At 55.0% G+C, this 15,010-nt stretch carries 10 protein-coding genes; all 10 read left to right on the forward strand.

Going from position 1 to position 15,010, the window contains the following annotated elements; all coding sequences use genetic code 11:
• Positions 1-42: 42 nt before the first annotated feature.
• Complete coding sequence (rpoB, locus tag AB4P92_RS18875; protein WP_042561346.1) at positions 43-4,116, forward strand: DNA-directed RNA polymerase subunit beta; 4,074 nt, start codon at positions 43-45, stop codon at positions 4,114-4,116.
• Between the two features lie 64 nt (positions 4,117-4,180).
• Positions 4,181-8,380, forward strand: coding sequence for a DNA-directed RNA polymerase subunit beta' (gene rpoC / locus AB4P92_RS18880; RefSeq protein ID WP_042561345.1), 4,200 nt, complete (start codon positions 4,181-4,183; stop codon positions 8,378-8,380).
• 216 nt (positions 8,381-8,596) lie between these two features.
• Complete coding sequence (rpsL, locus tag AB4P92_RS18885; RefSeq protein WP_003186084.1) at positions 8,597-8,968, forward strand: 30S ribosomal protein S12; 372 nt, start codon at positions 8,597-8,599, stop codon at positions 8,966-8,968.
• 107 nt (positions 8,969-9,075) lie between these two features.
• Positions 9,076-9,549: a 30S ribosomal protein S7 gene (gene rpsG / locus AB4P92_RS18890; RefSeq protein WP_007916467.1), complete on the forward strand. Its 474-nt coding sequence runs from the start codon at positions 9,076-9,078 to the stop codon at positions 9,547-9,549.
• A 30-nt stretch (positions 9,550-9,579) separates the two neighbouring features.
• Entirely contained in the window at positions 9,580-11,685 is a 2,106-nt protein-coding gene (gene fusA / locus AB4P92_RS18895) for an elongation factor G (RefSeq protein ID WP_047303737.1), read from the forward strand.
• A 31-nt stretch (positions 11,686-11,716) separates the two neighbouring features.
• Positions 11,717-12,910, forward strand: coding sequence for an elongation factor Tu (gene tuf / locus AB4P92_RS18900; RefSeq protein WP_042561343.1), 1,194 nt, complete (start codon positions 11,717-11,719; stop codon positions 12,908-12,910).
• 154 nt (positions 12,911-13,064) lie between these two features.
• Positions 13,065-13,376, forward strand: a complete 312-nt coding sequence (gene rpsJ / locus AB4P92_RS18905; protein ID WP_003186070.1) for a 30S ribosomal protein S10 — start codon at positions 13,065-13,067, stop codon at positions 13,374-13,376.
• Positions 13,377-13,456: 80 nt separating this feature from the next.
• The gene (rplC, locus tag AB4P92_RS18910; protein WP_007253310.1) at positions 13,457-14,092 is read left to right on the forward strand and encodes a 50S ribosomal protein L3; all 636 of its coding nucleotides are present in this window, start codon (positions 13,457-13,459) and stop codon (positions 14,090-14,092) included.
• Between the two features lie 12 nt (positions 14,093-14,104).
• Entirely contained in the window at positions 14,105-14,707 is a 603-nt protein-coding gene (gene rplD, locus AB4P92_RS18915; RefSeq protein WP_150602056.1) for a 50S ribosomal protein L4, read from the forward strand.
• Positions 14,704-15,003, forward strand: a complete 300-nt coding sequence (gene rplW, locus AB4P92_RS18920; RefSeq protein ID WP_002555488.1) for a 50S ribosomal protein L23 — start codon at positions 14,704-14,706, stop codon at positions 15,001-15,003. The genes rplD and rplW overlap by 4 nt, the downstream gene beginning before the upstream one ends.
• Positions 15,004-15,010 lie beyond the last annotated feature (7 nt).

The raw sequence follows: 15,010 nt of genomic DNA on the forward strand, positions 1-15,010 counted from the left end.
GGGAGGGGCCAAACAAGCAGGTGACCAAGCTGGGGAACGCTGATGGCTTACTCATATACTGAGAAAAAACGTATCCGCAAGGACTTTAGCAAGTTGCCGGACGTCATGGATGTGCCTTACCTCCTGGCCATCCAGCTGGATTCGTATCGTGAATTCTTGCAAGCGGGAGCGACTAAAGATCAGTTCCGCGACGTGGGCCTGCATGCGGCCTTCAAATCCGTTTTCCCGATCATCAGCTACTCCGGCAATGCTGCGCTGGAGTACGTCGGTTATCGCCTGGGCGAACCGGCATTTGATGTCAAAGAATGCGTATTGCGCGGTGTAACTTTCGCCGTACCTTTGCGGGTAAAAGTGCGCCTGATCATTTTCGACAAAGAATCGTCGAACAAAGCGATCAAGGACATCAAAGAGCAAGAAGTCTACATGGGTGAAATTCCCTTGATGACTGAGAACGGTACCTTCGTAATCAACGGTACCGAGCGTGTAATCGTTTCCCAGCTGCACCGTTCCCCGGGCGTGTTCTTCGACCACGACCGCGGCAAGACGCATAGCTCCGGCAAACTGCTGTACTCCGCGCGTATCATTCCTTACCGCGGTTCGTGGTTGGACTTCGAGTTCGACCCGAAAGACTGCGTATTCGTGCGTATCGACCGTCGTCGCAAGCTGCCGGCATCGGTACTGCTGCGCGCGCTCGGTTATACCACCGAAGAAGTACTGGACGCGTTCTACACCACCAACGTATTCCACCTGAGCGGCGAAACCCTCAGCCTGGAACTGATTGCATCGCGTCTGCGTGGTGAAATTGCCGTTCTGGATATCCAGGATGAAAAAGGCAAGGTCATCGTTGAAGCCGGCCGTCGTATTACTGCGCGCCACATCAACCAGATCGAAAAAGCCGGTATCAAGACGCTGGAAGTGCCTCTGGACTACGTCCTCGGTCGCACCACCGCCAAGGTCATCGTGCATCCAGCCACCGGCGAAATCCTGGCTGAGTGCAACACCGAGCTGAACGTTGAGATCCTCGGCAAAATCGCCAAGGCTCAGGTTGTTCGCATCGAGACCCTGTACACCAACGACATCGACTGCGGTCCGTTCGTTTCTGACACGCTGAAGATCGACTCCACCAGCAACCAATTGGAAGCGCTGGTCGAGATCTATCGCATGATGCGTCCAGGCGAGCCGCCAACCAAAGACGCAGCCGAAACCCTGTTCAACAACCTGTTCTTCAGCCCTGAGCGTTATGACCTGTCTGCGGTCGGCCGGATGAAGTTCAACCGTCGTATCGGTCGTACCGAAATCGAAGGTTCGGGCGTGTTGTGCAAGGAAGACATCGTCGCGGTACTGAAGACTCTGGTCGACATCCGTAACGGTAAAGGCATCGTCGATGACATCGACCACCTGGGTAACCGTCGTGTTCGCTGCGTAGGCGAAATGGCCGAGAACCAGTTCCGCGTTGGCCTGGTACGTGTTGAGCGTGCGGTCAAAGAGCGTCTGTCGATGGCTGAAAGCGAAGGCCTGATGCCGCAAGACCTGATCAACGCCAAGCCAGTGGCTGCGGCGGTGAAAGAGTTCTTCGGTTCCAGCCAGCTGTCTCAGTTCATGGACCAGAACAACCCGCTGTCCGAGATCACCCACAAGCGTCGTGTGTCTGCACTCGGCCCTGGCGGTCTGACTCGTGAGCGCGCAGGCTTTGAGGTTCGTGACGTACACCCGACGCACTACGGTCGTGTTTGCCCGATCGAAACGCCGGAAGGTCCGAACATTGGTCTGATCAACTCCTTGGCCGCTTATGCGCGCACCAACCAGTACGGCTTCCTGGAAAGCCCGTACCGCGTGGTGAAAGACGCATTGGTTACCGACGAGATCGTGTTCCTGTCCGCCATCGAAGAAGCTGATCACGTGATCGCTCAGGCTTCGGCCGCGATGAACGACAAGAAAATGCTGATCGACGAGCTGGTAGCTGTTCGTCACTTGAACGAATTCACCGTCAAGGCGCCTGAAGAAGTCACCTTGATGGACGTTTCGCCGAAGCAGGTAGTTTCGGTTGCAGCGTCGTTGATCCCGTTCCTCGAGCACGATGACGCCAACCGTGCGTTGATGGGTTCGAACATGCAGCGTCAGGCTGTACCAACTCTGCGCGCTGACAAGCCGCTGGTAGGTACCGGCATGGAGCGTAACGTAGCTCGTGACTCCGGCGTTTGCGTCGTGGCTCGCCGTGGCGGCGTGATCGACTCCGTTGATGCCAGCCGTATTGTGGTTCGTGTTGCTGATGACGAAGTTGAAACCGGCGAGGCTGGTGTCGACATCTACAACCTGACCAAGTACACCCGCTCCAACCAGAACACCTGCATCAACCAGCGTCCGCTGGTGCGTAAAGGTGATCGGGTTCAGCGTAGCGACATCATGGCTGATGGTCCGTCCACCGATATGGGTGAGCTGGCACTAGGTCAGAACATGCGCATCGCGTTCATGGCCTGGAACGGTTACAATTTCGAAGACTCCATCTGCCTGTCGGAACGAGTTGTTCAAGAAGATCGCTTCACCACGATCCACATTCAGGAACTGACCTGTGTGGCGCGTGACACCAAGCTTGGGCCAGAAGAAATCACTGCGGACATCCCTAACGTGGGTGAAGCTGCACTGAACAAACTGGACGAAGCCGGTATCGTTTACGTAGGTGCTGAAGTTGGCGCAGGCGACATTCTGGTAGGTAAGGTCACTCCGAAAGGCGAGACCCAACTGACTCCGGAAGAAAAACTGCTGCGTGCAATCTTCGGTGAAAAAGCCAGCGATGTTAAAGACACCTCCCTGCGTGTACCTACCGGTACCAAAGGTACTGTCATCGACGTACAGGTCTTCACCCGTGACGGCGTTGAGCGTGATGCTCGTGCTCTGTCGATCGAGAAGACCCAGCTGGACGAGATCCGCAAGGATCTGAACGAAGAGTTCCGTATCGTTGAAGGCGCGACTTTCGAACGTCTGCGTTCCGCTCTGGTAGGCCACAAGGCTGAAGGCGGCGCAGGTCTGAAGAAAGGCCAGGACATCACCGACGAAGTTCTCGACGGTCTTGAGCATGGTCAGTGGTTCAAACTGCGCATGGCTGAAGATGCTCTGAACGAGCAGCTCGAGAAGGCTCAGGCCTACATCGTTGATCGTCGCCGTCTGCTGGACGACAAGTTCGAAGACAAGAAACGCAAACTGCAGCAGGGCGATGACCTGGCTCCAGGCGTGCTGAAAATCGTCAAGGTTTACCTGGCAATCCGTCGTCGCATCCAGCCGGGCGACAAGATGGCCGGTCGTCACGGTAACAAAGGTGTGGTCTCCGTGATCATGCCGGTTGAAGACATGCCGCACGATGCCAATGGCACCCCGGTCGACGTCGTCCTCAACCCACTGGGCGTACCTTCGCGTATGAACGTTGGTCAGATCCTCGAAACCCACCTGGGCCTCGCGGCCAAAGGTCTGGGCGAGAAGATCAACCGTATGATCGAAGAGCAGCGTAAAGTCGCAGAACTGCGTACTTTCCTGGATGAGATCTACAACCAGATCGGCGGTCGTAACGAAGATCTGGACAGCTTCTCCGATCAGGAAATCCTGGATCTGGCGAAGAACCTGCGTGGCGGTGTTCCAATGGCCACCCCAGTGTTCGACGGCGCCAAGGAAAGCGAAATCAAGGCCATGCTGAAACTGGCAGACCTGCCGGAAAGCGGCCAGATGCAGCTGACTGACGGCCGTACCGGCAACAAGTTCGAGCGTCCAGTTACCGTTGGCTACATGTACATGCTGAAGCTGAACCACTTGGTAGACGACAAGATGCACGCTCGTTCTACCGGTTCGTACAGCCTGGTTACCCAGCAGCCGCTGGGTGGTAAGGCACAGTTCGGTGGTCAGCGTTTCGGGGAGATGGAGGTCTGGGCACTGGAAGCTTACGGTGCCGCTTACACTCTGCAAGAAATGCTCACAGTGAAGTCGGACGATGTGAACGGCCGTACCAAGATGTACAAAAACATCGTGGATGGCGATCACCGTATGGAGCCGGGCATGCCCGAGTCCTTCAACGTGTTGATCAAGGAAATTCGTTCCCTCGGCATCGATATCGATCTGGAAACCGAATAACACGTGACGCGAATCGAGAGCGGGGCAGGATTGCCCGCTCTCTGCTCCGCCAGGAGGAAAGGCCTTGAAAGACCTACTGAATTTGCTGAAAAACCAGGGTCAAGTCGAAGAGTTCGACGCCATCCGTATTGGATTGGCCTCGCCTGAGATGATCCGCTCATGGTCGTTCGGCGAAGTTAAAAAGCCGGAAACCATCAACTACCGTACGTTCAAACCTGAGCGTGACGGTCTGTTCTGCGCCAAGATCTTTGGCCCGGTAAAGGATTACGAGTGCCTGTGCGGTAAGTACAAGCGCTTGAAGCACCGTGGTGTGATCTGCGAGAAGTGCGGCGTTGAAGTTGCACTGGCCAAGGTTCGTCGTGAGCGCATGGCGCACATCGAACTGGCTTCGCCGGTTGCCCACATCTGGTTCCTGAAATCGCTGCCGTCGCGTATCGGTTTGCTGATGGACATGACCCTGCGTGATATCGAGCGCGTTCTCTACTTCGAGAGCTATGTCGTTATCGATCCGGGCATGACTACCCTTGAAAAAGGTCAGCTGCTGAACGACGAGCAATACTTCGAAGCGCTGGAAGAGTTCGGTGACGATTTCGACGCCCGCATGGGTGCCGAGGCTGTCCGCGAACTGCTGCACGCTATCGACCTGGAGCACGAGATTGGCCGTCTGCGTGAAGAAATTCCGCAAACCAACTCCGAAACCAAGATCAAGAAGCTGTCCAAGCGTCTGAAGTTGATGGAAGCCTTCCAGGGTTCCGGCAACCTTCCAGAATGGATGGTGCTGACCGTTCTGCCGGTTCTGCCGCCAGATCTGCGTCCACTGGTCCCGCTGGATGGTGGTCGTTTCGCGACTTCCGACCTCAACGATCTGTATCGTCGAGTGATCAACCGTAACAACCGCCTGAAGCGTCTGCTCGATCTGTCCGCTCCGGACATCATCGTGCGTAACGAAAAGCGTATGTTGCAGGAAGCTGTCGATGCACTGCTCGACAACGGTCGTCGTGGCCGCGCTATCACCGGTTCGAACAAGCGTCCTCTGAAATCCCTGGCTGACATGATCAAGGGTAAGCAAGGTCGTTTCCGTCAGAACTTGCTCGGTAAGCGTGTTGACTACTCCGGTCGTTCGGTAATTACCGTAGGCCCGACCCTGCGTCTGCACCAGTGCGGTCTGCCGAAGAAGATGGCTCTCGAGCTGTTCAAGCCGTTCATTTTCGGCAAGCTTGAAATGCGTGGTCTCGCGACCACCATCAAAGCGGCCAAGAAAATGGTCGAGCGCGAATTGCCAGAGGTTTGGGACGTTCTCGCTGAAGTGATCCGTGAACACCCGGTTCTCCTCAACCGTGCACCGACCCTTCACCGTCTGGGTATCCAGGCGTTTGAACCGGTACTGATCGAAGGTAAGGCTATTCAGCTGCACCCTCTGGTCTGCGCCGCGTACAACGCCGACTTCGACGGCGACCAAATGGCCGTGCACGTACCGCTGACACTGGAAGCTCAGTTGGAAGCGCGTGCGTTGATGATGTCGACCAACAACATTCTGTCGCCAGCCAACGGTGAGCCAATCATCGTTCCGTCGCAGGACGTTGTATTGGGTCTGTATTACATGACTCGCGAAGCGATCAACGCCAAGGGCGAAGGTCGTGTGTTTGCGGATCTGCAGGAAGTTGACCGTGTGTTCCGTGCTGGCGAAGCCGCACTGCACGCCAAGGTTAAAGTACGTATCAACGAAACCGTCAACGACCGTGACGGCAACAGCGTGAGCGGTACCCGTATCGTCGACACTACCGTCGGCCGTGCGCTGCTGTTCCAGGTTGTGCCGAAAGGGTTGTCTTACGACGTCGTCAACTTGCCGATGAAGAAAAAGGCGATCTCCAAGCTGATCAACCAGTGCTACCGCGTGGTTGGTTTGAAAGAGACCGTGATCTTCGCTGACCAGTTGATGTACACCGGTTTCGCTTACTCGACCATCTCCGGCGTTTCCATCGGTGTTAACGACTTCGTTATCCCGGATGAAAAAGCCCGCATCATCGGTGCTGCCACCGACGAAGTGAAAGAGATCGAGAGCCAGTACGCCTCCGGCCTGGTAACCCAGGGCGAGAAGTACAACAAAGTGATCGACCTTTGGTCGAAAGCGAACGATGAAGTCTCCAAGGCGATGATGGCCAACCTCTCGAAAGAGAAAGTCATCGACCGTCATGGCGTCGAAGTCGACCAGGAGTCGTTCAACTCGATGTACATGATGGCTGACTCGGGTGCGCGGGGTTCCGCAGCACAGATTCGTCAGCTGGCCGGTATGCGTGGTCTGATGGCCAAGCCGGACGGTTCCATCATTGAAACGCCGATTACTGCGAACTTCCGTGAAGGTTTGAGCGTACTTCAGTACTTCATCTCCACTCACGGTGCTCGTAAAGGTCTGGCGGATACCGCGTTGAAAACTGCGAACTCCGGTTACCTGACTCGTCGTCTGGTAGACGTGGCGCAGGATCTGGTTGTAACCGAGATCGATTGCGGCACCGAACACGGTCTGTTGATGACTCCGCACATTGAAGGCGGTGACGTTGTAGAGCCGTTGGGTGAGCGCGTATTGGGTCGTGTTATTGCCCGTGACGTATTCAAGCCAGGTACCGAGGACGTTATCGTTCCTGCCGGCACTCTGGTAGACGAGAAGTGGGTCGAGTTCATCGAGCTGAACAGCATCGACGAAGTGATCGTGCGTTCGCCGATCAGCTGCGAAACCCGCTATGGCATTTGTGCCAAGTGCTACGGCCGTGATCTGGCTCGTGGTCACCAGGTGAACATCGGTGAAGCTGTCGGCGTAATCGCTGCCCAGTCCATCGGTGAGCCGGGTACCCAGCTGACGATGCGTACGTTCCACATCGGTGGTGCGGCAAGCCGTACTTCCGCAGCCGACAGCGTTCAGGTGAAGAATGGCGGTACCGTCCGTCTGCACAACCTGAAGCACGTTGAGCGAGTGGATGGTCACTTGGTTGCTGTGTCCCGTTCTGGTGAGCTGGCAATCGCTGATGACTTCGGTCGTGAGCGTGAGCGTTACAAGCTGCCATACGGTGCTGTGATTTCGGTTAAAGAGGGTGACAAGGTCGACGCTGGCGCAATCGTGGCCAAGTGGGATCCGCACACTCACCCAATCGTTACCGAAATGAAAGGTACCGTGACCTACGTGGGCATGGAAGAAGGCATCACGATCAAGCGTCAGACTGACGAATTGACCGGTATGACCAACATTGAAGTACTCGACGCGAAAGATCGTCCAGCTGCCGGCAAAGAAATTCGCCCAGCAGTGAAGATGGTCGACGACAACGGCAAGGATCTGTTGCTGCCAGGCACTGACGTTATCGCTCAGTACTTCCTGCCAGCCAACGCCCTGGTCGGTGTTGCGGATGGTGCGAAGATTGCGATCGGTGATGTTATCGCTCGTATCCCGCAAGAAACTTCGAAAACTCGTGACATCACCGGTGGTCTGCCGCGTGTTGCCGACTTGTTCGAAGCTCGTCGTCCGAAAGAAGCGTCGATTCTGGCTGAAGTCAGCGGCACCATCGCGTTCGGTAAAGAGACCAAAGGCAAGCGTCGTCTGGTTATTACCCCGAACGATGGTACTGATCCGTACGAAGAGCTGATTCCGAAGTGGCGTCACCTGAACGTGTTTGAAGGCGAACAGGTAAACCGCGGCGAAGTTATCTCCGACGGTCCTAGCGATCCGCACGACATCCTGCGTTTGCTGGGTGTGAGCGCGCTGGCCAAGTACATTGTTAACGAGATCCAGGACGTTTACCGTCTGCAAGGCGTGAAGATCAACGACAAGCACATCGAGACCATTCTGCGTCAGATGCTGCGTAAGGTTGAAATCGCTGAATCCGGCGATTCCACTTTCATCAAGGGCGACCAGATGGAATTGACTCACGTACTGGTAGAGAACGAGCGTCTGGGCGCGGAAGACAAATTTGTCTCCAAGTTCACTCGCGTTCTGCTGGGTATCACCAAGGCGTCGTTGTCGACCGAATCGTTCATCTCGGCGGCTTCCTTCCAGGAAACCACCCGCGTACTGACCGAAGCGGCCGTCACCGGCAAGCGCGATTACCTGCGCGGCCTGAAAGAAAACGTAGTCGTGGGTCGTCTGATCCCGGCCGGTACCGGTCTGGCATATCACAGCGAGCGCAAGCGTCGTCGTGAAGCAGACAAGCCGTTGCGCGTAAGCGCCAGTGAAGTGGAAGCTGCACTGACCGAAGCGCTGAACTCGAGCGGTAACTGAGTTCTGCGATATATGAGCGTAAGGCCCTGATCGCACCGTTCATCGAATCGAGACAATTTGTCGAGGTTCGATGAGTGGGGAGGTCGGGGCCTTGCCTTGACTGGGGACAAGATCCTCTTTAGACTCTTGTACCCCTAAATTTGGCGGGAATTCGTTCCTGCCATTTTGCTTTTCTTGCAAGACAATAGCGTCGCAAGACAACAGTGGAGCTAGTAGATGGCAACTATCAACCAGCTGGTACGTCAGCCGCGTAAGCGTATCGTCGAGAAATCCGACGTGCCTGCGCTGCAGAACTGCCCGCAACGTCGTGGCGTATGCACCCGTGTGTATACCACCACGCCGAAAAAACCTAACTCGGCACTGCGTAAAGTATGCCGTGTGCGTCTGACCAACGGTTTCGAGGTTTCCTCGTACATCGGCGGTGAAGGCCACAACCTGCAAGAGCACAGCGTCGTACTGATTCGTGGCGGCCGTGTAAAAGACTTGCCAGGTGTTCGTTACCACACCGTTCGCGGTTCTTTGGATACTTCCGGCGTTAAAGGTCGTAACCAAGGTCGTTCGAAGTACGGTACCAAGCGTCCGAAGTAATCGGCCGTTTTGCAGATTTTTATTTTATTGAGTCGATAAGAGTAAGGTCGGGCACGCATCCTTTGGATCTGTCCCGAGCTAACCTGAAGACCGCTTGAGGGCTTATCATGCCAAGACGTCGCGTAGCAGCAAAGCGTGAGATTCTGGACGATCCGAAATACGGAAGCCAGATCCTCGCCAAATTCATGAACCACGTTATGGAAAGCGGCAAGAAAGCCGTTGCCGAGCGTATCGTTTATGGTGCCCTGGAAACCGTTGCGACCCGTAAGGCTGGCACCGATCCCCTGGAACTCTTCGAAAAAGCACTCGACGCCATCGCTCCGCTGGTCGAAGTGAAGTCGCGCCGCGTTGGTGGTGCTACTTACCAGGTTCCGGTCGAGGTTCGTCCTTCCCGTCGTAACGCTCTGGCAATGCGCTGGTTGGTAGACTTCGCGCGCAAGCGTGGCGAGAAGTCTATGGCTCTGCGTTTGGCTGGCGAGCTGCTGGATGCTGCTGAAGGTAAAGGTGCTGCTGTTAAGAAGCGTGAAGACGTGCACCGTATGGCAGAAGCCAACAAAGCTTTCTCGCACTACCGCTTCTAATTTTAGCTTCACTAATTTTGCGAGGGCTTTATGGCTCGTACTACTCCGATTAGTCGCTACCGTAACATCGGTATCGTCGCTCACGTGGATGCTGGTAAAACCACCACCACCGAGCGCGTCCTTTTTTACACTGGCAAAAGTCACAAAATGGGCGAGGTGCATGACGGCGCCGCGACCACAGACTGGATGGTTCAGGAGCAGGAGCGTGGTATTACCATTACTTCTGCTGCCATTACCGCCTTCTGGAAAGGTTCTGCTAAGCAGTACAAAGACGAGCATCGCTTCAACGTAATCGATACCCCTGGCCACGTTGACTTCACCATTGAAGTTGAACGTTCCCTGCGCGTACTCGACGGCGCTGTCGTTGTGTTCTGCGGTACTTCGGGTGTTGAGCCTCAGTCGGAAACCGTATGGCGTCAGGCCAACAAATACGGTGTTCCACGTCTTGTTTACGTGAACAAGATGGACCGTGCTGGTGCGAACTTCCTGCGCGTGATCGATCAGATCAAAAAGCGTCTGGGTCACACTCCGGTGCCAATCCAGTTGGCTATCGGTTCGGAAGACAACTTCCAGGGTCAGATTGATCTGATCAACATGGAAGCTGTGTACTGGAATGATGCTGATAAAGGTATGGTTCCTGTTCGTAAGCCTGTTCCTGAAGATATGCAGGAATTGGCTGCCGAATGGCGCGACAACATGGTTCAGGCTGCTGCCGAAGCCAACGAAGAGCTGATGAACAAGTACCTGGAAGGCGAAGAGCTGACGATCGAAGAGATCAAAGCTGCTTTGCGTCAGCGTACTATCGCCGGCGAAATCGTTCTGGCCGTTTGCGGTTCTTCCTTCAAGAACAAGGGTGTTCCCCTGGTTCTCGACGCCGTTATCGACTTCCTGCCTGCGCCAACCGATATTCCTGCTATCAAGGGTACTGACCCGGATAACGAGGAAATCGAGCTGGAGCGTCACGCAGACGATGCGGAGCCGTTCTCGGCTCTGGCGTTCAAGATCGCTACCGACCCATTCGTGGGTACTTTGACCTTCGTTCGCGTTTACTCGGGCGTGTTGAACTCCGGCGACGGCGTGATCAACTCGGTTAAAGGCAAGAAAGAGCGCGTGGGTCGTATGGTGCAAATGCACGCAAACGCCCGTGAAGAGATCAAGGAAGTACGCGCTGGTGACATCGCGGCCCTGATCGGCATGAAGGACGTCACCACTGGTGAAACCCTCTGCAATGCTGACAAGCCAATCATCCTGGTTCGTATGGACTTCCCGGAGCCGGTTATTTCGGTTGCCGTAGAGCCTAAGACCAAGGATGACCAGGAAAAAATGGGTATCGCTCTGGGCAAGCTTGCTCAGGAAGACCCTTCTTTCCGCGTCAAGACTGATGAAGAGACTGGTCAAACGATCATCTCCGGCATGGGCGAGCTGCACCTGGACATCCTGGTTGACCGGATGCGCCGTGAGTTCAACGTCGAAGCCAACATCGGCAAGCCTCAGGTTTCCTATCGTGAGCGCATCACGAAGAACTGCGAAATCGAAGGCAAGTTCGTTCGCCAGTCCGGCGGTCGTGGCCAGTTCGGTCACTGCTGGATTCGTTTTGCTCCTGCTGACGAAGGTCAGGAAGGTCTGCAATTCGTGAACGAAGTAGTAGGTGGTGTGGTTCCTAAGGAATACATCCCGGCTATCCAGAAGGGTATCGAAGAGCAGATGAAGAACGGTGTTGTTGCCGGCTATCCGCTGATCGGCCTGAAGGCTACCGTGTTCGATGGTTCTTACCACGACGTCGACTCCAACGAGATGGCGTTTAAAGTGGCTGCTTCCATGGCGACCAAGCAACTGGCCCAGAAGGGTGGTGGTGAGTTGCTCGAGCCGATCATGGCTGTAGAGGTTGTTACGCCTGAAGACTATATGGGTGATGTCATGGGCGACCTTAACCGTCGTCGCGGCATGATTCAGGGTATGGAAGACACGGTCTCCGGCAAAGTAATTCGTGCTGAAGTTCCGCTGGGTGAAATGTTCGGTTATGCGACCGACGTTCGTTCCATGTCCCAGGGTCGCGCAAGCTACTCTATGGAATTCAAAAAATACGATACAGCCCCGTCGCACATCGTCGAGTCTGTTACCAAAAAACAAGGCTGATTCAGCCCCTTTAGGCTAGGAGTTAATTGTCGTGGCTAAAGAAAAATTTGATCGTTCCCTACCGCACGTCAACGTTGGCACCATCGGTCACGTTGACCACGGTAAAACCACTCTGACTGCTGCTCTGACTCGCGTTTGCTCCGAAGTTTTCGGTTCCGCAATCGTTGACTTCGACAAGATCGACAGCGCACCAGAAGAAAAAGCTCGTGGTATCACCATCAACACTGCACACGTTGAATACAACTCGCTGATCCGTCACTACGCTCACGTTGACTGCCCAGGTCACGCTGACTATGTGAAGAACATGATCACCGGTGCTGCTCAGATGGACGGCGCAATCCTGGTTTGCTCGGCCGCTGATGGTCCGATGCCACAAACCCGTGAGCACATCCTGCTGTCCCGTCAGGTTGGCGTTCCGTACATCGTGGTTTTCCTGAACAAGGCTGACCTGGTAGACGACGCTGAGCTGCTGGAACTGGTTGAGATGGAAGTTCGCGACCTGCTGTCCACCTATGACTTCCCAGGCGACGACACTCCGATCATCATCGGTTCGGCTCGTATGGCTCTGGAAGGCAAAGACGACAACGAAATGGGCACCACTGCCGTTCGTAAGCTGGTTGAGACTCTGGATACCTACATTCCGGATCCAGTTCGCGTAATCGACAAGCCGTTCCTGATGCCAATCGAAGACGTATTCTCGATCTCGGGTCGCGGTACTGTTGTGACTGGTCGTATCGAGCGCGGTATCGTTCGCGTTCAGGATCCACTGGAAATCGTTGGTCTGCGTGACACTACCGTCACCACCTGCACCGGTGTTGAAATGTTCCGTAAGCTGCTCGACGAAGGTCGTGCTGGCGAGAACTGCGGCGTGCTGCTGCGCGGCACCAAGCGTGACGACGTAGAGCGTGGTCAGGTTCTGGTTAAGCCAGGTTCGGTTAAGCCGCACACTACCTTCGAAGCTGAAGTGTACGTGTTGAGCAAAGAAGAAGGCGGTCGTCACACTCCTTTCTTCAAAGGCTACCGTCCACAGTTCTACTTCCGGACCACTGACGTGACCGGTAACTGCGAACTGCCGGAAGGCGTTGAAATGGTAATGCCAGGCGACAACATCAAAATGGTTGTCACCCTGATCAAAACCATCGCAATGGAAGACGGTCTGCGTTTCGCTATCCGTGAAGGCGGTCGTACCGTCGGCGCTGGCGTCGTAGCCAAAATCATCGCCTAACTCTTTTGAGTTAAATGATGAGTTGAAAAAAGCCTCCGCTTAGCGGGGGCTTTTTTTATTGGGTTGACACCTATCTGGGGCGTCTATAGAATTGCGCCTCCTTTTAACGGGCGTATTGCGCTCGGTGGGAATAGCAGCCGGAGTCTGAAATCCAATGCAAAATCAGCAAATCCGTATCAGGTTGAAGGCTTTTGACCATCGCCTGATCGACCAATCCACCCAGGAAATCGTGGAAACCGCGAAACGTACTGGTGCTCAAGTGCGTGGTCCAATTCCACTGCCTACCCGTAAAGAGCGGTTCACCGTTCTGGTCTCTCCGCACGTCAACAAAGACGCGCGTGACCAGTACGAGATCCGTACTCATAAGCGCGTTCTGGACATCGTCCAGCCAACGGATAAAACCGTTGATGCGCTTATGAAGCTTGATCTTGCGGCCGGTGTGGAAGTACAGATCAGCCTCGGCTAAGACTCGGTCTTAGTCGTGTAACGCTCTGAAATGGGCGGCCATAGCGGGTGAAAGCCCCGTACACTCATGAGGTTTACAACATGACTATTGGTGTAGTCGGTCGTAAATGCGGTATGACCCGTATTTTCACCGAAGAAGGTGTCTCCATTCCGGTCACGGTCATTGAGATCGAACCGAATCGCGTCACCCAGTTCAAAACTGAAGAGACCGATGGCTATCGTGCAGTGCAAGTCACTGTAGGCGAGCGTCGTGCTTCGCGTGTTACAGCAGCTCAGGCTGGCCACTTCGCTAAGGCGAACGTTGCCGCTGGTCGCACTGTCATGGAGTTCCGTCTTGAAGAGGGCGACTACCAGGCTGGCGATCTGATCAACGCTGAAATCTTCGCCGCTGGTCAACTGGTTGATGTAACCGGTCAGTCCAAGGGTAAAGGCTTCCAGGGTACGATCAAGCGTTGGAATTTCCGCGGGCAAGATAACACCCACGGTAACTCCGTATCCCACCGCGTCCCAGGCTCTATCGGCCAGTGCCAGACTCCTGGTCGTGTATTCAAGGGCAAAAAAATGTCCGGTCATATGGGCGCTGAGCGCGTGACCGTGCAGTCCCTGGAAGTAGTGCGCGTGGACGCTGAACGCAATCTGTTGTTGGTCAAGGGCGCTGTTCCTGGCGCTACTGGCGGCAATCTGGTTGTACGTCCAGCAGCCAAGGCTCGCGGTTAAGGGGAAGCTGACATGCAATTAAATGTAAATGACGCTCAAGCGATCGAAGTTTCCGAACTGACATTTGGCGGCGAATTCAACGAGACGCTGGTTCACCAAGCAGTCGTGGCCTACATGGCCGGCGGCCGTCAAGGTAGCAAGCAGCAAAAGACCCGTTCCGACGTTCGTGGTGGCGGTAAGCGCCCATGGCGTCAGAAAGGTACTGGCCGTGCTCGTGCCGGTACTATCCGTAGCCCAATCTGGCGTGGCGGCGGTACCACTTTCGCAGCTCGTCCACAGGATCACTCCCAGAAGCTGAACAAGAAGATGTATCGCGCAGCAATGCGTTCCATCCTTGCTGAGCTGGTGCGTACTGATCGTCTGATCGTGGTTCAGGATTTCGCTGTTGAAACTCCAAAAACCAAAGATCTGCTGGGCAAGCTGAACAACATGAGCCTGACCGATGTTCTCATCGTGTCGGACGCTGTTGATCAGAACCTGTACCTGGCTGCTCGTAACCTGCCGCACGTAGATGTACGTGACGTTCAAGGTTCCGATCCAGTTAGTCTGATCGCATACGACAAGGTGTTGATCACCGTGTCGGCCGTGAAGAAATTCGAGGAGCTGCTGGGATGAACCAGGAACGCGTATTTAAAGTTCTGCTTGGCCCGCACGTTTCCGAAAAGGCTACGGTTCTGGCTGACAAGAAAGGCCAGTTCGTTTTCAAGGTTGCAACTGACGCAACCAAGCTGGAAATCAAGAAGGCCGTCGAAAGCCTGTTCAGCGTGAAAGTTGAGCGTGTTACTACCCTGAACGTTCTGGGTAAGAGCAAGCGCACGGCTCGCGGTCTGGGCAAGCGCAATGACTGGAAGAAGGCAGTTATCTCCCTTCAGCCAGGCCAAGATCTCGATTTCAGCAGCAGTGCTGAGTAAGGAAGGG

The sequence above is a fragment of the Pseudomonas sp. A0308 genome (genome assembly GCF_044218815.1).
Taxonomy (GTDB): domain Bacteria; phylum Pseudomonadota; class Gammaproteobacteria; order Pseudomonadales; family Pseudomonadaceae; genus Aquipseudomonas; species Aquipseudomonas iridis.

What these genes read in the sequence shown, in the direction of transcription:
- rpsL (WP_003186084.1), top strand. Translation starts at nt 8,597, where the DNA reads ATGGCAACTATCAACCAGCTGGTACGTCAGCCGCGTAAGCGTATCGTC.
- rpsJ (WP_003186070.1), top strand. Translation starts at nt 13,065, where the DNA reads ATGCAAAATCAGCAAATCCGTATCAGGTTGAAGGCTTTTGACCATCGC.
- rplW (WP_002555488.1), top strand. Translation starts at nt 14,704, where the DNA reads ATGAACCAGGAACGCGTATTTAAAGTTCTGCTTGGCCCGCACGTTTCC.
- rplD (WP_150602056.1), top strand. Translation starts at nt 14,105, where the DNA reads ATGCAATTAAATGTAAATGACGCTCAAGCGATCGAAGTTTCCGAACTG.
- rplC (WP_007253310.1), top strand. Translation starts at nt 13,457, where the DNA reads ATGACTATTGGTGTAGTCGGTCGTAAATGCGGTATGACCCGTATTTTC.
- fusA (WP_047303737.1), top strand. Translation starts at nt 9,580, where the DNA reads ATGGCTCGTACTACTCCGATTAGTCGCTACCGTAACATCGGTATCGTC.
- rpoB (WP_042561346.1), top strand. Translation starts at nt 43, where the DNA reads ATGGCTTACTCATATACTGAGAAAAAACGTATCCGCAAGGACTTTAGC.
- rpsG (WP_007916467.1), top strand. Translation starts at nt 9,076, where the DNA reads ATGCCAAGACGTCGCGTAGCAGCAAAGCGTGAGATTCTGGACGATCCG.